This is a genomic window from Streptomyces sp. NPDC043176 (assembly GCF_056436715.1).
Genome location: NZ_JBWKCA010000007.1, coordinates 292206 through 310763, shown reverse-complemented (window position 1 = coordinate 310763; position 18558 = coordinate 292206). Strand labels below are relative to the sequence as shown.

At 69.5% G+C, this 18558-nt stretch carries 16 protein-coding genes; 8 read left to right on the top strand and 8 right to left on the bottom strand.

Translation table 11 applies throughout. From position 1 onward, the window contains the following. Nucleotides 1-497: 497 nt before the first annotated feature. From AC067A_RS14825 to AC067A_RS14795, 7 genes are all read left to right on the top strand, one after another. Nucleotides 498-2042 carry a PucR family transcriptional regulator gene (locus tag AC067A_RS14825; RefSeq protein WP_478619628.1) on the top strand — a complete coding sequence of 515 codons (1545 nt, stop codon included), beginning with the start codon at nt 498-500 and terminating at the stop codon, nt 2040-2042. A 242-nt stretch (nt 2043-2284) separates the two neighbouring features. Continuing rightward, entirely contained in the window at nt 2285-2878 is a 594-nt protein-coding gene (locus AC067A_RS14820) for a peptidoglycan DD-metalloendopeptidase family protein (RefSeq protein ID WP_478619475.1), read from the top strand. A 132-nt stretch (nt 2879-3010) separates the two neighbouring features. Further along, entirely contained in the window at nt 3011-4183 is a 1173-nt protein-coding gene (gene alr, locus AC067A_RS14815; RefSeq protein ID WP_478619471.1) for an alanine racemase, read from the top strand. Nucleotides 4184-4364: 181 nt separating this feature from the next. Next, nucleotides 4365-4874, top strand: coding sequence for a hypothetical protein (locus AC067A_RS14810; RefSeq protein ID WP_478619468.1), 510 nt, complete (start codon nt 4365-4367; stop codon nt 4872-4874). A 197-nt stretch (nt 4875-5071) separates the two neighbouring features. Beyond that, nucleotides 5072-5317: a hypothetical protein gene (locus AC067A_RS14805; protein WP_478619465.1), complete on the top strand. Its 246-nt coding sequence runs from the start codon at nt 5072-5074 to the stop codon at nt 5315-5317. After that, entirely contained in the window at nt 5317-6057 is a 741-nt protein-coding gene (locus tag AC067A_RS14800; protein ID WP_478619462.1) for a peptidoglycan recognition protein family protein, read from the top strand. The genes AC067A_RS14805 and AC067A_RS14800 overlap by 1 nt, the downstream gene beginning before the upstream one ends. Before the next feature lie 306 nt (nt 6058-6363). Next, a complete protein-coding gene (locus AC067A_RS14795; RefSeq protein ID WP_478619459.1) occupies nt 6364-7242 on the top strand; it encodes a MurR/RpiR family transcriptional regulator in 879 nt (292 codons plus the stop codon). A 40-nt stretch (nt 7243-7282) separates the two neighbouring features. On the opposite strand, the gene AC067A_RS14790 is transcribed toward AC067A_RS14795, so the two are convergent. The 6 genes from AC067A_RS14790 to AC067A_RS14765 form a co-directional block, all read right to left on the bottom strand. Continuing rightward, the gene (locus tag AC067A_RS14790; RefSeq protein WP_478619456.1) at nt 7283-8242 is read right to left on the bottom strand and encodes an ABC transporter substrate-binding protein; all 960 of its coding nucleotides are present in this window, start codon (nt 8240-8242) and stop codon (nt 7283-7285) included. Nucleotides 8243-8373: 131 nt separating this feature from the next. After that, entirely contained in the window at nt 8374-9666 is a 1293-nt protein-coding gene (locus AC067A_RS14785; RefSeq protein ID WP_478619453.1) for a cyanophycinase, read from the bottom strand. Nucleotides 9667-9796: 130 nt separating this feature from the next. Beyond that, nucleotides 9797-11014 carry a M20 family metallopeptidase gene (locus AC067A_RS14780; protein ID WP_478619450.1) on the bottom strand — a complete coding sequence of 406 codons (1218 nt, stop codon included), beginning with the start codon at nt 11012-11014 and terminating at the stop codon, nt 9797-9799. Further along, the gene (locus AC067A_RS14775; RefSeq protein WP_478619626.1) at nt 11011-11763 is read right to left on the bottom strand and encodes an amino acid ABC transporter ATP-binding protein; all 753 of its coding nucleotides are present in this window, start codon (nt 11761-11763) and stop codon (nt 11011-11013) included. Before AC067A_RS14775 ends, AC067A_RS14780 begins: the two co-directional genes overlap by 4 nt. Before the next feature lie 8 nt (nt 11764-11771). Then, complete coding sequence (locus tag AC067A_RS14770) at nt 11772-12722, bottom strand: amino acid ABC transporter permease (RefSeq protein WP_478619447.1); 951 nt, start codon at nt 12720-12722, stop codon at nt 11772-11774. 2 nt (nt 12723-12724) lie between these two features. Then, nucleotides 12725-13666 carry an ABC transporter substrate-binding protein gene (locus tag AC067A_RS14765; RefSeq protein WP_478619444.1) on the bottom strand — a complete coding sequence of 314 codons (942 nt, stop codon included), beginning with the start codon at nt 13664-13666 and terminating at the stop codon, nt 12725-12727. Between the two features lie 472 nt (nt 13667-14138). On the opposite strand from AC067A_RS14765, the gene AC067A_RS14760 reads away from it, so the two are divergent. Next, the gene (locus tag AC067A_RS14760; protein ID WP_478619441.1) at nt 14139-15404 is read left to right on the top strand and encodes a pre-peptidase C-terminal domain-containing protein; all 1266 of its coding nucleotides are present in this window, start codon (nt 14139-14141) and stop codon (nt 15402-15404) included. Between the two features lie 102 nt (nt 15405-15506). On the opposite strand, the gene AC067A_RS14755 is transcribed toward AC067A_RS14760, so the two are convergent. Both AC067A_RS14755 and AC067A_RS14750 read right to left on the bottom strand, forming a co-directional pair. Beyond that, nucleotides 15507-16895 (bottom strand): aspartate ammonia-lyase, encoded by a 1389-nt coding sequence (locus tag AC067A_RS14755; protein ID WP_478619438.1) that lies wholly within the window; start codon nt 16893-16895, stop codon nt 15507-15509. A 651-nt stretch (nt 16896-17546) separates the two neighbouring features. After that, nucleotides 17547-18485, bottom strand: a complete 939-nt coding sequence (locus AC067A_RS14750; RefSeq protein WP_478619435.1) for a MurR/RpiR family transcriptional regulator — start codon at nt 18483-18485, stop codon at nt 17547-17549. Nucleotides 18486-18558: the final 73 nt, after the last annotated feature.

The following is an 18558-nucleotide window of genomic DNA, read 5'->3' as shown; positions in this document are numbered from 1 at the left end:
GGCGCTGCCGTCCTCCGCGTCTCCGCAGGTGCGCCGGGCAGCAAGGACAGCCCTTTCCGTTACGCGATATACCGCTTCCTGACCGATCCCGGCCCCCGTCCCCATGCCGGACGCGCCACCCTTGTCGCGGTGGTCCCCGGCGGGAGACGAATCACCTACCACGATGCCGAAGCTCCGGCAGGATGCTGGTACGCGGTGGCAGCCGTGGACCGAATCCAGCGTCAAGGCAGGCTGTCACGCCCCTCGCGCTGACACCGCCGACCAGCACCGACCGTCCCTGGTGCAGGGGGCGGTCGGTGACGCGTGGCTCTCGCCGTGCGCTCCGCGGCCCTGCCCCGCCCAGCCGCACTGCCGTCCGCGTCCCGCCCGCCTGAGGGCCGCCGCAGAAGGCCCCGTCGGCACGGCCCCTGTGGGATGGACGCGCCGATGCGTCGTCCCGGACGGTCTTCGCATCGGCCTTGGACGTACGGTCGACAGCCGAGACCGCTTCGTGGACCATGCGTCCCATGCCTCTCACCGTTCGCGACCTGTTGGCCATCCCCTCTCTTCGACTCCGCCTGGTGGCCGGGAGTACGGGGCTCGGCCGGGTCGTCGAGGCAGCGCACGCCACCGAGAACACCCGTCCTGCGTCCTGGCTCGAGGGCGCCGAAGTGGTGATGACCAGCGGTCTGCTGCTGTCGGCCGACGAGAGCGACTACGCGGCGTACGTCGAAGAGCTCGGTGCCGGCAAGGCGGCAGCCCTCATCGTAGGAGTGGGCCCGGGCCTTCCCCTGCAGACAGTGCCACCCGCCTTGAGCCACCATGCGGAGCAGGCCGGTATGCCCGTGCTCGCAGCGCCGCCGAGCGTCGCGTTCGCCTCCATCACCAAAGCCGTGTTCGCGGCTCGCGCGTCCGAGGAACGACGCCTGTTGGAGAAGACCCTCCGCACCCAGCGTCGCCTGTCTTCCGCGGCGGCCTCCGGCGACGGGCTGACGGGGCTGCTGTCGTCCTGGTTCCAGGCAGTGCACTCGGGCGTCGCCGTCTGTGACGCCTCGGGCCGCCTGCTCGGCTCGGCCGGGACCGACGGACAAGAGCTCTTGACGAACGCCGCCTCGGTGATCGAGACCGTCGCTCTGCACGGGCTCCGGGGAAGCGGTGGCGCCGACCTGCCGTGCGGAAAACTGGTGGTCCAGCCTCTCGGCACCACGAGGCTGCGCGGCTTCCTCATCCTGCTGAACGCGGACTCGGCAGAAGCGCGGTTGCTCATCAGTGTCCTGGTGTCCCTGCTCTCGGTCGAACTGGAACGCCGCCATTTGGCGGACGAGCCACAACGCCGTCGCCGGGCGGCCCTTCTCGCCCGCCTGTTCCAGAGCGACATCACAGCCGAGCAGGCCCGGGCCTTGCTGCAGACCGCCGACGTTCCCTCCTCCACCATCCGGGCCGTAGCAGTGCTCGCCGCCGGCGAGCCGGTCGAACTCGCGGCGGACCTCGCCCTGGCGGTGCCGGGAGGACTGGCACGCGTGACCGGCGGCAGGGTGGAGATGGTCGTCTCGGAGGACCTGGACACATCGGCGGTGCTCCGCCGCTTCGCGCCGGGCCGGCCGGCGGGGATCGGCCCGGCGGTCGCCCCCCAGCACGCAGCCCTTTCCATGCGCCAGGCGATCGCGCTCCTGTCCTCCAGCGCCGAGTTGGGGCGTCCTGTCAGCGCGTCCGAGGCCGGTTCCGTCAGGCTCCTGCTCAGCCTCGGAAGTCCCGCGACGCTGGCGGCGTTCGCCGACACGGTACTGGCGCCGATCGACGCGGCCGACCCCGCAGGGGAGCTCGTCGAAACCCTTCGGGTCTGGCTCGAAACGAACGGCTCCTGGGCCGAGACCTCCTCTCTGCTCGGCCTGCACCGGCACACCGTCCAGAACCGCATCGAGAAGGTGGCCAGACTGACGGGACGACAGCAGGACCGAGCCGAAGACCGGGTCGACCTCTGGCTGGCGCTGACGGCCCGCGCAGTGGGAACACCCCTCCCCCATCAGCAGAGATACCGGAACACCGTCCCCACACAGGGTTAAACAGTCCAAGCAACCTGCGGACGGATCGACATCCCGTCCATTTCAAGACAGTCGGCCTGGTTCTTACCGTACGCCTGCCGGCCACGCTCACAACGAGCGGCCGCGATGCTCCGTCCTCCCGGAGAACCCGTCTCCCTCGAGGTCACCGAGGTCGGCAACCGTACGAGCAGAGAGGACCGCCCGTGGTCTCAGCATCCGCCACCTCCGCCCCGCACCGTTCCCGTCACAGAGACACGCCAGCAGTGGTCACCACGCTCATCGCGGTACTGCTCCTCGGGTTGCTGTCCGCCGTCCCTGCCCATGCGACCGTTCCGAACTGGCCACTGCTGCAGAAGGGGGCGACCGGAAACAACGTGGCCGGCCTGCAGTTCCTCCTGCGCCGGCAGGGAGGAGGCGTCACGGCCGACGCCGAGTTCGACGCACAGACCAGAAGCGCCGTGACCTCCTACCGGCAAAGCCAGGGGCTCGCGGCCGACGGGATCGTCGGGCCCGCCACCTCGGGAACCCCTGCGTACGCCATCACCTCCGGCACCGCCCGCCTCAACGGCGGACTCGACGACTCCCGCGGTCCGGGCGTGGCGGTCGACGGCGATGACGGCGTCGGTTACCAGTACTGCCGCCTCGACAGCCGCAGCGTGAGTGACGGAACCCGCGTGACCGCCGGTCAGCCGGTCGCCCGCACCGGCGACACCGGCAACTCCACCGGCCCCCATCTCCACTTCGGCATCTTCCGGCAGGGCGCATCCGTCTGCCCCCGGCAGCTGCTGGTCGCCCTGTACGACGGTCTCGCTCCGCCGTCTCCGTGGACCCTTCCGTCCTCCGGCTGCACTTCCTGACCCCGGAGACGGCCGCCGGGAAGCGATCGCCCTCTCCACTCCCCGTCCCGACAGGCCGGACGCGTACCGGACGTCCGGTTGCCGACACGTCCTCGGCGCGTCCGTACCGGACGCCTCTTGAAGGGAGAGCCAATGACGACGGAAACCTCACCACCTGGCCGAGCCACTGCGGAGATCGACCTCGGTGCGCTGCGCCACAACGTCCGAGCGCTCCGTGCCCGCGTCGCCCCCCACGTCCAGCTGATGGCAGTGGTCAAAGCCGACGGCTACGGTCACGGCGCCGTCCGCTGTGCCCGAGCGGCGCTCGCCGCGGGCGCCTCCTGGCTGGGCACGGCCACGCCTCACGAGGCACTCGCGCTGCGGGCCGCCGGCATCACCGACGTGCCGGTCCTGTGCTGGCTGTGGGCACCCGGCGATCCGTGGGACCGGGGCATCGAGGCCGGGCTCGACATGTCGGTGAGCGACAGGTGGGCCCTCGACGAGGTGCGCGCGGCCGCTCGGGCCACCGGGAGGACCGCCCGCATCCAACTCAAGGCGGACACGGGGCTCGGCCGCAACGGCTGCCGGCCCGCCGATTGGCCCCGGCTCGTCGGCGAGGCACTGGAAGCGCAGGAGGACGGCTTGGTCAGGGTCACCGGCCTCTGGTCGCACCTGGCCTGCGCAGATGTACCCGGCCATCCCTTGAACGCCACGCAAGTCGACGTTTTCCGCTCGATGATCGAGCAAGCGGAGAAGGCAGGGGTCGAGCCCGAGGTCCGGCACATCGCCAACTCGCCGGCGACCCTCACCCTCCCTGAGGCCCACTTCGACCTGGTCCGGACGGGCATCGCCATGTACGGACTCTCGCCGAGCCCCGAGATCGGCACCTCCGCCCAACTCGGCCTGCGGCCGGCGATGTCGCTGAAAGCGAGCCTGGCCCTGGTGAAGCGCTTGCCCGGCGGTCACGGCGTCTCGTACGGGCAGCACTACGTCACCGAGGACGAAACGGTCATCGGACTGATCCCTCTCGGGTACGCGGACGGAGTCCCCCGGCACGCCTCGGGCCGCGGCCCCGTTCTCGTCGGGGACGACGTCCGCCAGGTGGCCGGGCAGGTCGCCATGGACCAGTTCATGGTCGACCTCGGCAGCGACGAACCGGAGCCGGGCACGCAGGCCGTCCTGTTCGGGCAGGGAAGCCGGGGCGAACCGACGGCCCAGGACTGGGCGGAGGCGGCCGGCACCATCGTGTACGAGATCGTCACCCGGATCGGGACGCGCGTTCCGCGTGTATACGCGCACGACGGAGACGAACGCCTCACCCCCTGACCCCACGCAAGGCACCCTCTCGCCCTTTACGCCGCCCGCCTTCGCGCCTTTCCGTATACGGCACCGAGGACGACAGACGGTGCCCTCACATCGCCAGGTTCGCCGGGCCCCCATCTGTCCTTCATGTGCGGCATCCGCGCCGAAGGGCCGTTCCATCCACCTCTCACCCAGGAGACGCAGCATGAGAATCCGGTCCGTCATGACCGCACTGGCACTCGTCACCGGCGCGCTGTTCGCCCCCGGATTCGGCGCCCTGTCCACCGCCACCGACGCCCACGCCGTCACCAAGATCAGCCACTCCACCGCCACGTCGATGTTCAGCGCTTCCGGGATCACCTGGTCGTCCTCCGGAAACTGCTCCGACCGGAACAACCCCACCTGCACGTCCTTCGAGCAGCTCAACCTCGCCACCGCCCAGGGCGCCCAGACCCTCAAGAGCGCCAGCGGCTGCGCCCTCAACATCACCGGCGGCACCGAGACCGGACACTCCAGCGGCACCTACTCGCACTGGAACGGCTACAAGCTCGACTTCTCCAAGTACACCTGCCTCGGGAACTACATCAAGAACACGTTCACCTACATCGGGCTGCGCGGCGACGGAGCCCCGCAGTGGAAGTCCGGCGCCGGCAACGTCTACGCCGACGAGGGCAACCACTGGGACGTGACCTTCTACAACTGCGGCGGCTGCTGACCGCCTCCCCGTCCGCCTGGTGCACGTCCGGCAGGTCGGTGACCTGCCCAACCGACACGGCGTACCCGCTCGCCGTCGGACACACCGTTCGACGGCGGGCGGGCGCCGGCACCGGGGCGCCGGCGCGTCGCCGCGTTCCCGCGGCGATCACCCCGCGCCCCGGACCATCACGACCACTCACCCCAGCAGGAGGACCGTTGACCAGAGGACCCTCGCGCCGCGCCGCACTGCTCGCGGCAGTCGGCAGTGCGCTCGCACTGCCCGCCATCGGCGCCGGAGCCGCCCGTGCTTCCAGCCCCTCGACGAAGAGCGACAAGAACCCCTTCGTGACCCACCCGCGCCAGAGCGCCGCGATATACGGCTCCGCAGCCGCCCGCAACGCGCACGCCGAGCCGTTGAACGCTGCCGTCGACTGCGCCGTGGGCCGAGGGGGCGGGAGCTGATGGCCACGTTCGTCACTCGCGCGCAGTGGGGGGCCCGAGCGCCCCGGGAGGTCAGCGGCAACATCACCCCGGAGCAAGGCGGCGTGGTCGTGCACCACGTCGACGCCGTCAAGGTGGCGGAGGCCGACCACACCGACTGCGCGACCCAGGTGCGGGCCGTCCAGGACTTCCACATGGATTCGAACGGCTGGTCCGACATCGCCTACAGCCACCTGGCCTGCGTCCACGGCTCCCTCTTCGAGGGACGCGGCGAGAAGGTGCGTACCGCGGCCCAGGGCACCACACAGGGCAATGACGACTGGTACGCGGTCTGTGCGCTGACCGGTGGAACCAGCGGTGACTACGACGTGGTCACACCGGGGCTGATCGACGCCATCCGGTACGGAATCACCCGCCTCCGCGTGTCGGGCGGTGCCGCGCCGGCCATCACGGGTCATCGCGACCACCATTCGACCGGCTGTCCGGGCAACCTGTACGCCCACGTCGTCAGTGGTGCGGTCAACCCCGGGGGCGGCCCCCTGCCCTACCCCGGGGTCAGCTTCCGCCAGCCCCCGGGCCTCGTGCACGCGAGCGTGGCGACCTGGCAGTTCCGGATGAACAGCGCGCACGGCTACTCCCTCACCGTGGACGGCCAGTACGGACAAGGTTCCGATGCGGCCTGCCGCAGTTTCCAGTCGCGCAAAGCGCTGACCGTGGACGGTGTCGTCGGGCCGGCGACCTGGGCCGCCGCGTTCGCCTAGTTCCGCGGCCGAAGTGCGTGACTCGTTTCGCACTGCGCCCCTGAGCCGTCCTGGCCCAGGGGCGCAGTCGTCGGCCGCGGCAGAGATCGGCTTGCCGCTCGACGGAATGTGCTGACTGCCCCCGCGGCGCGGCGGTGCCGCCCGGAACTCGACGCCAGGGGCTCGGAGCGACAGGGGTGGGCAGATTCCGTAATAGGCAGTACATTTGCTGTCCGAAGCTCTACTGTCTGAAACGCGGAAGGCCGGATCACACGGCCGCCCGACTGCGCACAGCTCTCGGCGCGACCCGCCGCAGAAGGGAAAGCCATGAGTTCCACGCTGGCCGACGAGATCCGCAGTCGGCTCGGAGAACTGAGCCCTGCCGAACGCAAGGTCGCGCGCATCCTTCTGGCGGGATACCCCGCCGCGGTCTTCGAAACGGTCGCCACGATCGCGGAGCGAGCCGGCGTGTCGGCGCCCACGGTCCTGAGGTGCGCCTCGCGACTCGGGTACAAGGGTTTTCCTGATCTGCAGGCGGTTCTTCGCAAGGAGCTCGACGCCCGCAACGCCTCGCCCATCACCCTGTACACCGCTGCGGAGGCGGCGGACCAGGAAGCGGCGGCGCCCCCGCAGGGCTCTTCCGCTACGCATCTCGGCGAACGCTCGGCGCTCCTGCGGCAGGCGGTGTCGCAGACCTTCGACGAAGTGGCGCCGCACGAGTTCGAGGACGCGGTAAGCCTCCTCGGCGATCCCAAGCGCCGGGTGCACCTGGCCGGCGGACGATTCACGCACCTTCTGGCCGAGTATCTGGGCCTGCATCTGATGCAGTTTCGCGACCAGGTGAGCCTCCTCCCCCACAAGGACGTGGAGCGGACGTCCTTCCTCACACAGCTCACCCGTCGTGACGTCACGGTCCTGTTCGACTACCGGCGTTACGAGGCGGACAAGACGCTCATCGCCGAACTGGCCCGGGAACGGGGCGGCAAGGTCATCGTGTTCACCGACCCGTGGCTCTCCCCCGCCGCCGCCCACGCAGACGTCGTCCTCATCACCCAGGTCTCCTCGGACTCCCCTTACGACAGTCTGACGCCCGCCCTGGCGATCGTCGAGTCGCTCGTCGCCGCCGTCCTGGAGCGGGTCGGCGGCGACGGCCACGAACGCATGAAGGAAGCCGAAAGGATCGCCCGGCGCACCGGACTCCTGTAGAGGGCGTTCTCTCCTTCCAGGGGCGGTTGGCGTCGGACGGTCAGTCGAGGGCTCCGTTGACGGTGGCCTCGGCGATCGCGATGTTCGAAACCTGGTACTTCATGAGGACCTTGCCGTACGTGCCGTCGTCCATGAGGGACTGCAGGGCTGCCCGTATGGCTTCCTTGAGGCCCGGCTGGTCTTTCGACACGCCGATGCCCATCGGGGAGGCGCTGTACTCCCCCACTGCCTTGCGTCCCGTCACCGTGGAGAACGACTTGCCGCCGTCGGCAGTGGCCGCGACGTACGCGGCCGTGACCTCGTCCAGGTAGTCGGCGACGACCTTGCCGCTGCGGAGGGCCAGTTGGGCCTCGGAGTCCTTCGAGAACGCAAGGATCGTCATGGGCGCAAGGCCCTTCGCCCTGCACAGTTCCTGACGCTGCTGAAGCAGCTTCTGGTGGTTGGTTCCGGTCTGGACCCCGACCGCCTTGCCGCAGACGTCCGTCACGACGGCGATGTCTTCGGGGTTGCCCTTCGTCACGAGCCACCCGGGGCCGGCGTTGAGGTAGTCGACGAAGTCCACTGACTTCTGCCTGGCCTTCTTGTCCGTCATGGCCGACATGACGACGTCGAACTTCCCCGCTTGGACGGCGGGAAGGATCCCGTCGAACTTCTGCGGTGCGAAGTCGAACGTGACTCCGAGGCGGGCCCCCAGAGCCTGGCCGAGGTCGTGGTCGATTCCGGTGATCCGGGTGCTTCCCTCCCCGGCGTACATCTCGAAGGGAGGGTAGGGAACATCGGTGGCGACCCGCACGGTCCCCGTGGCTCGGACGGCCGGCGGGAGCATGGCGTAGAGCTCGGGGTCGGGCTTGACCGTAAGGCCGGGCAGAACCACCGCGGGACCGGCCATCTCGGACCGGACAGGGCCGGGGGACGAGGTGTCGGAGCGGATGGCGCAACCGGAGCCGAGCATGGTGAGAACGGCGAGTGCGACGGCCGTGGTGAAGGGGCGAACGGACATGAGCGGCCTTTCTCAGGGGTGACCATCGCCTCGAATGCGGTGATCGCGGACGGGAGTGTCATTCCGAAAGGCGGCAGAGGGACAAGGCAGGCGGAGCCGCTCCGGCCGGGGATGTCGGCTCCGCCGCTCGCTCATCGCCCGGGGGCGATGTCGATCTGAAGCGCGACGAGCGTTCGGGCGGTGGCGCCGTCGCCGGTGAAGGCGGCGAAGCCTCTCGCCTTCGTGAAGGTCACCGTGAACTGCGGGTCGGTCTCGAAGGTCGTCGCGGTCGCGCTGTCCTGCGCTCGGGTCGACGCGAGTGCTCGGGCCGTGGTCCGGAAGGAATAGGCGGTGCCGTCCGGGTTCGCGGCCGAGTAGAAGACGTCGCCGTTGGCCGGCACGGCCGTCGTGGCCGTGGGGGCCGACGCGTGCTTGCCCGGTGCGACCTGAACCCTCCAGGTGCGGGTGTCGTACCGGTCCCCGTCGGTGAGGTAGCTGTACCGTGCCCGGCGGAGGGCCCAGCCGTTGCCCGATTCGTGGGCACGGGCATTGCGCAGGTCGAGGACGGCGACCCCGTTCGGGCCGAGGACGGTCACCTGCTCGTGGTGGGTGCCGGGTCGGTCGACGACCAGGGCGGTGTTCTCGTCCAGGGCGTAGACGCGGTCGTGCCCGGTGTCGGAGGCGAGTCGCAGCGCTCGGCCTTCGCGTCCGTAGGCGCCCGTGTGGGTGTCGATGAGCCCGGAGCGGAGGAAGCCGAACCCTCCCCGGGTGAGGTAGCCGAGTCGGGCCGGGTCGTCGAAGTAGCCGGGTGCGCTGCCGTTTCGGAGGGCATCGTAGGATTCACCGCCGCTGACCATGTCGGGGCCGGAGGCGATCTGGGCGCCGGCCGAAGAGCCGGCGACGACGGCGCCGTGGGCGAGCTTGGCGCGGATGGCGGCGAGGACCTTGGAGTCCTCGTGCTTGTCGCCACGCAGGAGAGTGGTGACGTAACGGTACTGGTCGCCCCCGCCGAAGAAGAAGCCGGTCATCGACTCGACCTGGGCGACGACGGCGTCCGAGTCGGCGTTGGCCACGTGGTCGAGGTCGAGGGGGATCCACTGGGCGTCCGCGGCACCGTGGCGCTTGAAGAGGTCGGCGTAGTAGGCGCCGTTGCACGCGGAGTTGCTGCACAGGTCGGGGTCGGCGGCGTGGGGGTCCTGGCTCTCGGGCACGGAGGCGGCGGTGATGACGCCGATGCGGGCCCCCGGACCGCCGGCCCGCTTGATGATCTCGCCGTACACCTGGGTGTTGTCTTCCTTGAGGCCCCCGCCGATCAGGACGAGGGAGCCGGCGTGGATCCGGGCCGGCCGGGGGTCGGCCTGGGCGGAGGAGGCGATGGTGAGGAGTGCGGCGGCGAGGCCGCCGGCGATAACGGTGCGGCGCGTGGGAGCGGACGGGATGCGCATGGTGCCTCCGTGTGCGGTAGGGGGAGTGGAGGGTCTTCCGTGGAGGTGTACGTGCCGTGTCGATCCGGCCGGGTCGACAGGCGGGCACGGCGGAGGAGGGAAGCCGCCCTCCGCCGTGCGTGGGTGCCGCTCAGGGGGTACCGGCGTCGCCGAGGGAGGTGATCAGGTCGGCGAGTACGGCGATGCGCTGGGGAACGCTGGTGGTGTCGAGCCATTCCCGGGGGGTGTGGTCGGCGCCTCCCACGGGCCCCAGTCCGTCCAGGACGGGGACTCCGGTGCCGGCGATGAGGTTGGCGTCCCCCACCCCGCCGGTCGCCGCGGCGCCGAGCTCGATGCCGGCCGCGAGGGCCGCGCGGCGTGCGTGCTCCAGCATCCGCCGGGAAGCGGGCGTGTCCTCCATGGGCGGGCAGAGGTCGAGCTGCTCGACCTCGACGGTGACACCGGGCACGCCGGGGTGGTCTGCCGCTTCCTGGATGGCCCGGGTGACGCGCTGGATGTCGGTCGTCGTGGCGGCGCGGACCTCTATGCGCAGTTCGGCCTGAGGGCAGACGATGTTGGCGCGGGTACCGGCCCGGACGACGCCGACGTTGACGGTCACGTCGTCCCAGTGGCCGTTCAGGGCCTGGATGGCGACGGTGAGGTGGGCGGCGGCGAGGGCGGCGTTCGCTCCGCGCTCGGGCTCGATGCCGGCGTGGGCGGCCCGGCCGGTGACGGTGAGGCGGAAGTCCGCGACGCCCTTGCGGGCGATGACGACGTCACCGTTCTCCCGGGCGCATTCCAGCCCGAGACCGTAGTGCACGTGCGCGGCGGTGCGTTCTATGAGGGTGCGGCTGGCCGGTGAGCCGATCTCCTCGTCGGGGGTGGCGAGGAAGACCAGCTCGTCGTAGGCGTCGACCCCGTCGTCGGTGAGGATCTCCAGGGCGGTGAGGCCCGCGAGCAGGCCGCCCTTGTCGTCGCTGACCCCGGGTCCGTACGCCGTGGAGCCGTCGATGCGGAAGGGGCGTGCGGCAGCGGTGCCGTCCTCGAAGACCGTGTCCATGTGACCGGCGAGGAGGATCCTGCGGCCTCCTGCCGATTCGGAGAGTCCGCCGCGTCTGCGACCGATGAGAGCGTCGCCGGTTCGGTGGCCATCGGGCGAGGGCGGGAAGCTGACGCGTTCGACGTCGAACCCGATCTGCTCAAGGCGGCGCTCGATCCAGTCGGCCACTTGGTTGACGCCGTCGGCGCTGTAGGAGCCGGAGTCGATGGAAACGAGCTGTTCGAGGTCGCCCAGGTAGCGGGGGCGGCGGGTCTGAGCCAGGTCGAGGAAGTGGTCGAGCCTTTCCTGCCGGCGGGTGGGGGCGCTCACAGGACCTTGGACAGGAAGGCGCGGGTGCGTTCCTGCTCCGGGTGGACGAGCACCTGGCGGGGGTCTCCCGCTTCGACGACGACTCCCTCGTCCATGAAGACGGCGGTGTCGCCGACTTCCCGGGCGAAGCCGATCTCGTGGGTGACGACGACCATCGTCATGCCGTCGGCGGCGAGCTGCCGCATGACGTCCAGGACGTCCCCGACGAGTTCGGGGTCCAATGCGGAGGTCGGCTCGTCGAAGAGCATCAGCTTGGGCTTCATGGCGAGTGCGCGGGCGATGGCGACGCGCTGCTGCTGCCCGCCGGAGAGCTGGGCCGGGTAGTGCTGGGCGCGGTCCCCGAGCCCCACCCGTCCGAGCAGGGCGTGGGCCTGTTCGCGGGCCTCCTTCCTGGGGACCGACGCGACCTTGAGGGGGGCCTCCATGACGTTGTCGAGGGCGGTCATGTGCGGGAAGAGGTTGAACCGCTGGAAGACCATGCCGATGTCGCGGCGGCGGTCGGCGACCTCGCGTTCGCGCAGTTCGTGGAGCTTGTTGCCCTGCTGGCGGTAGCCGACGAGTTCTCCGTCGACGGTGAGCTTGCCGCCGTCGACCTTCTCCAGGTGGTTGATGCAGCGCAGGAAGGTGGACTTTCCCGAACCCGAGGGGCCGAGGAGGCAACAGACCTGGCCGCGTTCGACGGTGAGGTCGATGCCCTTGAGGACCTCCAGCTTTCCGAAGTGCTTGCGGACGCCTTCGGCACGCACCATCGGGGTGCTCATCGGCTCTGCTCCTTGCTGTTCTTGCCGAGCCGCTCCACGGTTCCGCCGAGCAGGCGGCGGAAGGGCGAGACGTGACCGGCACGTGTGGTGCCGCGTCCGTAGCGCCGTTCCAGCCATGCCTGGGGCACGCTGAGGAGGGTGACGAGGGCCAGGTACCAGATGCTGGCGACGACCAGCATGGGGATGACCTGGTAGTTCTGGGCGTACACGTCCTGGATGTTGGACATCAGGTCGTGGGCGGAGATGACCGACACCAGGGCGGTCATCTTCAGCATGTTGATGGTCTCGTTGCCCATCGGCGGGATGATCACGCGCATGGCCTGGGGCAGCACGATCCGGCGCATGGTGAGTGCGGGGCGCATGCCGAGCGAGTGCGCGGCCTCGGCCTGGCCGGGGTCGACGGACTGGATGCCGGCACGGACGATCTCGGAGGCGTACGCGGCCTCGTTGAGCCCGAGGGCGAGCAGGGCGGCGACCGCGGGTGTCAGCAGCGTGTTCGTCTCGGTCTGGAAGAACGTGATGTCGGTGAAGGGGATGCCGATCTTCACGTACTTGTAGAGGGCGGCGGCGTAGCCCCAGAAGATGATCTGGACGAGTAGCGGAGTGCCGCGGAAGACCCAGACGAAGGCGTTGGCGAGGCCGTACAGCACGGGGCTGGACGAGAGCCGCATGACGGCGATCAGCGTGCCGAGCGCCAGGCCGAGGAGCATGGCGGCGGCGGTCAGCCAGAGCGTCGTGGTCAGGCCGTCGAAGATGAGGTCGGCGAAGAGGTAGTCGCCGACGATGTCCCAGTGCAGGTTGTCGTTCTTGGCGAGGGATCCGACGAGGCCGACGAGGGCCATCAGCGAGGCGACCGCCGCGATCCAGCGCCCGTGGTTGCGGACGGGAACGACCTCGAGTTCCTGCGCGCGCGGCATGGTTGCGGACGGCGTCTTGGTGTCGGTCATCTTTAGTCGACCGCCGCGTTCTTGGTGGCCTTGGGGATGGCGATCGACGCGACGCCGTACTTGTTGTAGATGTGGACGAGGTCGCCGTCGTCGATGAGGGACTGGAGAGCCCGGAAGATCGCGTCCGTCAGCTCGGGGAGCTGCTTGCTGACCGCGATGCCGTTCGGTGAGGCGTTGTAGCCGCCCGGGGCAGTGGGGTCCTCGGCGAGGTCGAAGGCCTTGCCGTCGCCCGCGGTCTTGGCCACCCACCCGGCGGCGGGCTTGGTCAGCACCTGGGCGATCACCTTGCCGGAGCGCAGGGCGAGCTGGGCGTCGGAGTCCTTGGGGAAGGTCTGGATGTCGATCTTCCCCTTGCCTGCGGTGGAGCAGGCCGCCTGGCGGGACTTCAGCAGGTCGAGCTGGTTGGTCGCCGTCTGGACGGCGACCTTCTGCCCGCAGAGGTCGTCCAGGGTGGTCACCTTCGACGGGTTGCCCTCGGCGACCAGGATGCCGGAGCCGGACTGGGAGTAGTCCACGAAGTCGACGACCTTCTGTCGCTCCTTGTTGTCGGTGATGGCCGACATCGCGACATCGAACTTGCCGGCCTGGATGGCAGGGACGATGCCGTCGAACTTCTGCGGAGTGAAGGAGAACCTCACGCCGAGCTTGGCTCCCAGAGCCTGGCCGAGGTCGTAGTCCAGCCCGGTCAGGGTGGGCTCGCCCTCTTTCACGAACATCTCGAACGGCGGGTACGGAACATCGGTCGCGACACGGACCTCACCCGCCTTCCTGATCTTCTCCGGGAGGAGATCGTGCAGCTTCTGGTCCTTGACGATCTCCGCGCCGGCGATGACGACCTTGCCGGGCGGGGCGGCGGTGCCCTCGCCTCCACAGGCGGACAGGGACACGAGCATGGCCGCCGCGAGAGTGGCGGCCGCGGCGGGGCGTGCGATACGAGCGTTCATCGCGTGGAACCTCTCGGTGGTTTTCTGCCGACGGATTCTGGCCGTCAGGCACACCAGAGAAGTTACAGATCAACGTCATCACTGACTAGATGTAAGTCTCATTACGTTCACGTAACGCACCCTCACGGTTGGCGCTATGGGCCCTATGACCGATTTGAGAGCAGATATTTCCCGGCAGGAGGCGAATGAAGACCGAAGTCCCCTTACATCTTCCGCTTCATTTCCATTACTTGTATGTTCCGCAACCAACGCCCTTGGCCCCTGAGGAGCCAAGGCGTACCGGATCGATTCCCCCTCGCTTGGAGCGCAGATGCCCCTCCGTTCACTCAGGTTCACTTCGGCTGCCGTCGGACTCGCCGCGATGGCCACAGCGCTGATGGCGCATCAGCCGGCACACGCGGCAGCCGACAGGATTCGGCTCGGCAGCACAGCCGATGTCGCCCGTGGGTCATGGAACGGCCCGGCGTTCACGATGAACGGTGCCGGCAGCATCGTCACCGCCTCGATGGGCCGCGCCATCGACGACATCAGGGGCGGTACCGGAACCCTCGACGTGGTCGTTCTGGCCGGCTCGTCGCCGACGTCCGGAAGCAAGACTCCCGAGTGTGACGCCATCACCGGGCTGGCCGGAGTCAACTCCTGTACGACGTGGTCGCTCACGGCGGCGAGCGACGGCAACAACAGCCAGGTCAACACCGATGTCCGCAACGCCGAGTTCGTCTACTTCGCCGGCGGTGACCAGTGCCGTTACGCCGCCTGGAAGGGAACGGCCCTGGAGGCTTCCGTCGAGTCGGTGGTGGCCAAGGGCGGGGGCTCCGGCGGCGGCAGCGCGGGCCATCACATCAACAGCCCGATCGTCTACGACGCCTGCAACGGCAGCGTCACCAGCGCCGAGGCGCTCGCCAACCCCTACGACCGGTACATCAGCTTCACCACCGGCATGTTCGAGTGGGCGAACTACGGCGCCGTCGTCAACGACTCGCACTTCGTCACGCGCGACCGCATGGGCCGTACCATGTCGTTTCTCGCCAGGGCGGTGAAGGACGGCCTCGCACCCGGAGGCGCGGTCTGGGGTGTCGGGGTGGAGGAGGGCGGCGGCTCACTGTTCCTCGACCGCAACGGCATGGCGACCCAGTACGGCAAGGACGCGTACGTCGTCCTCGCCGACCACCAGCCGGAACAGGCCGTCGACCGGAAGCCCCTGACCTACAGCGGTTTCAAGATATGGCGCCTGACGCCCGGTTCGACCTTCGACTTCAAGAACCGCCCCACCTGCGGCTACTACCTCCGCAGCGTCACGGGCGGAGTCGCCGACCCCAACCTGTACAACGGCACCCCGGTGACCGACTGCGGCAACCAGGGCGGCGGTGCCACCGTCGGCGAGAGCGAGCCGAACGACACCCGTGACACGGCCGACGACGCCACCGCCCTGACCTCTCCCGGCACCCTGACCGGGGACATGAGGTCGAGCGGCGATCGGGACTACTTCAAGCTGAACCTGGCGGCGGGCCAGACCGTCTCCGTGAACTGCGCCGTCCCCTCCGCCTATGACGCCGACCTGTACTGGCTCGACGCCAACGGCAGCACCCTGACCCGGTCCGTCAACGACGGGGCCGGCACCGACGAGTCCGTGTCCTTCACGAGAACCGGCTCCGGTACCGGCACCTACTACCTCGACATGGAGGCGTACAGCGGGTCCGGAACCGCCGGCTACAGCTGCACCGTGACCAAGGGCTGACCAGCTCCCCCCACGCCCCGTGGCCGGACCCGTATGTGGTCCGGCCACGGGGTTGCCGCCCTGCGGCGATGCCTCCGACCGCCACCCCCGGGTGCCGCCGCCTCAGACGGGCCGAGCGAGCCGCCACGGGTCGAGCAGCTCGGTGAGCTGCTCGTCGGGGACGAGTCCGTCGCGAGCGGCGAGTTCCCGGACGGGCACCCCGGTCTGCTGGCACCTGCGGGCCAGAGCAGTGGCCTGCTGGTAACCGATCACCGGGTTGAGGGCGGTGGCCAGCCCCGAACTGCTCTCCACGAGAACCCGCAGATGCTCCTCGTCGGCCTGGATGCCTGCCACACAGCGCTCGGCAAGGAGAGTGCACGCAGCGTTCAACCGGTTCGCCGAGTTGAGCAGATGATGGACGATCAAGGGTTCGAAGGCGTTCAGCTGGAGCTGCCCCGCGTGGGCTGCCGCGCAGACCGCGGCGTCCGCCCCCACCACGTCGAAGCAGACCTGGTTGACCGCCTCGGGCATGACGGGATTGACCTTCCCCGGCATGATGCTCGACCCCGCCTGCAACTCCGGCAGCCTGATCTCTCCCAGCCCGGCCCGAGGGCCCGAGGCCAGGAGCCGAAGGTCGTTGCAGATCTTGGAGAGGCGGAGGGCGAACTGTCTCAGAGCCCCTGACAGCCGGATGAAGCCTCCGACCCCTTGCGTGCTCTCCACCAGGTCACGGGCGGACCGGACCGGTGCCGTCGACACGACGGCGAGGTGCCCCATGGCCAGACCCGCGAAACCGGCGTCGGCGTTGAGACCGGTACCGATGGCCGTTCCTCCCAGGTTCACGTCCAGGAGACCATCTGCTGCGAGGCCGATGAGCTCGGCATCGTCGCGCACGGTGAGCGCGAACGCGTCGAACTCCTGGCCCAGCGTCATGGGCACGGCGTCCTGCAACTGGGTGCGTCCGAGCTTGACGGTCTTGGCGAACACCCCGCCTCGTTCGGCGAAGGCGTTGCGCAACACCGTCATGGCATCCAACAGCCGGCCGGCGGCGGCATACAGGGCGAGCTTGGCCGCTGTCGGGTAGACGTCGTTGGTGCTCTGCGACCGGTTCACGTCGTCGTGGGGGTGCAGGTGCTCGTAGTCGCCGCGCGCGTGCCCCATGAGTTCCAGGGCCCGGTTGGCGATGACCTCGTTGGCGTTCATGTTCGCCGAGGTACCCGCACCGCCCTGGAAGACGTCCACGACGAACTGGTCATGGAGGCGCCCCTCCCTGATCTCCCGGCAGGCAGTCGCGATGGCCCGCCCCCGCTCCTCGGGAAGCGTCCCGAGATCCAGGTGGGCCAACGCCGCCGCCTCCTTCACGGCGGCGAGAGCGACGACGAGCTCGGGGTGCGACGAGAGAGGTATCCCTGTGAGGGGAAAGTTCTCCAGCGCTCGGAGGGTGTGGATGCCCCAGTACGCCGCGGCTTCCACCTCCCGGTCACCGATCAGGTCATGCTCCTCGCGCTGCATAGCGACCCCTCACCTTGGCTGGTTGCTCTTCCGGGCAAGAAGTATCACTCATTACAACTTTGCAATTCAATAGGCATATGGAACTAGCGTTACCTGAACCGTTCGTCACGGTGTGCGGGGAGACAGGTGCAGAAGGTGTCCCGGAAGCGTGGCGCCACCACGAGCGCATCGCGCCGGACATCGTGAGGCAGCAGACTCGTTCCGCCACGGCCTTCGCACTGGCCGGGCGTCTCTTCGGTCGGATCGCAGGATCGGACGAAGGCCGTGTTCGCGTCCCTGGAACCACGGACGGGGATGACGTCCGGAACGTCGCTCGATGCCGGATCCTCAGGACTCCGACCGGCGACGGAGCGCAGCACCCCCACCGAAGCGGGCCGACTGCCCATGTGCGGCTCTGCGCGGTGGCCCCGGCCCAGGGGTCGGTCGGGGCCACCACAGAGCGCCCGCGATCACGCGGCGCGGGCCGTCGAGCCATCGGCGCCGTCCGAGGAGGAGGGGGCGGCCTTCGATGGTCGGTTCGGGCCCTTGGGGTCCCTGTAGTAAATATATATACCGTCGAGTAAGCAAGGGTATGAAAATTTTCATGCCGGAAAATGTTCGCCGGGGGCCGGAACCCTGCCCGGGGAGTGTCTCGGTCAGCCTCAGCCCGCGTCAGTCGTCCAGGAAGAAATCGTGCTGGTCCGCCGCGTGCTCGTACTTCTCAAGCCGCGCCTGCGTGCGCTCCGGATCCGCGTCCGCCATGGCCTGGAGGATGGCCGCGGACAGCACCCCCGGCGCCGCGTACGAGTCGAAGACGAGCCGCGAGCCCGTGCCCGCGGCGAACACCTCGTCGGCTTCCTCGGCCAGCGGCCCGAGCGCGAGGTCCGTGATCAGCGCGACGCGCAGGCCGACACCGCGGGCCGCACGCACCAGCGCGAGGGTCTCCCTGGCGTGCCTCGGCATCGCGAAGGCCAGCACCCACGTGCCGCCCGCCTCGCGCGCTTGGAGCAGCCCGTCGTAGGCGACGCTGCCGCCCCGCGTCACCACCCGGACATCAGGATGGATGCGCCGGGCCGCGTACCCGAAGTACTCGGCGAGAGAGACCGAGATCCGCAGGCCCACCACCGTCAAGGGGACGGAGCGGGCCAGCTCGCGGCCGATTCCGACGATCCGGTCGGGATCGGCGAGCGCGCGACGGAGCGAGGTCAGGTTCTCGATCTCGGCGTCGATCGCCGACTGCAGCTCGTTGCGGTGCCGCTCCTCCCCCTCCCCCGGCACGCCCGCGACCGCGCTCAGCGCGATGGGCTGCAGCGCCTCCCGGAGCGCGGGATAGCCGCTGAACCCCAGGGAGGAGGCGAACCGGGTCACCGACGGCTGACTGACCCCCACCCGTTCCGCGAGCTCGGTGATGGACAGGAACGCGGCCTCGGTGAGGTGGTCGGTCAGGAACTGGGCGATACGCCGCTGTGCGGGAGACAGCCGGTGCCCGCCGAACAGCGCCCGCAGCCGCTCGGCAGGAGAAGCCGCCCCGGCCTCGGTCTCGGCCTCGGACGCACGCCTGCCCGGCGTGATCGCGGCCGCCTGAGCACGCGCCTGCTGCCCGGATGACACAGGGAACCTCCCGCTCGTCTCACTACCGCCCAAGATAGATCACCCGCACCCGGCCCCAAGATCCCCGAGCCAT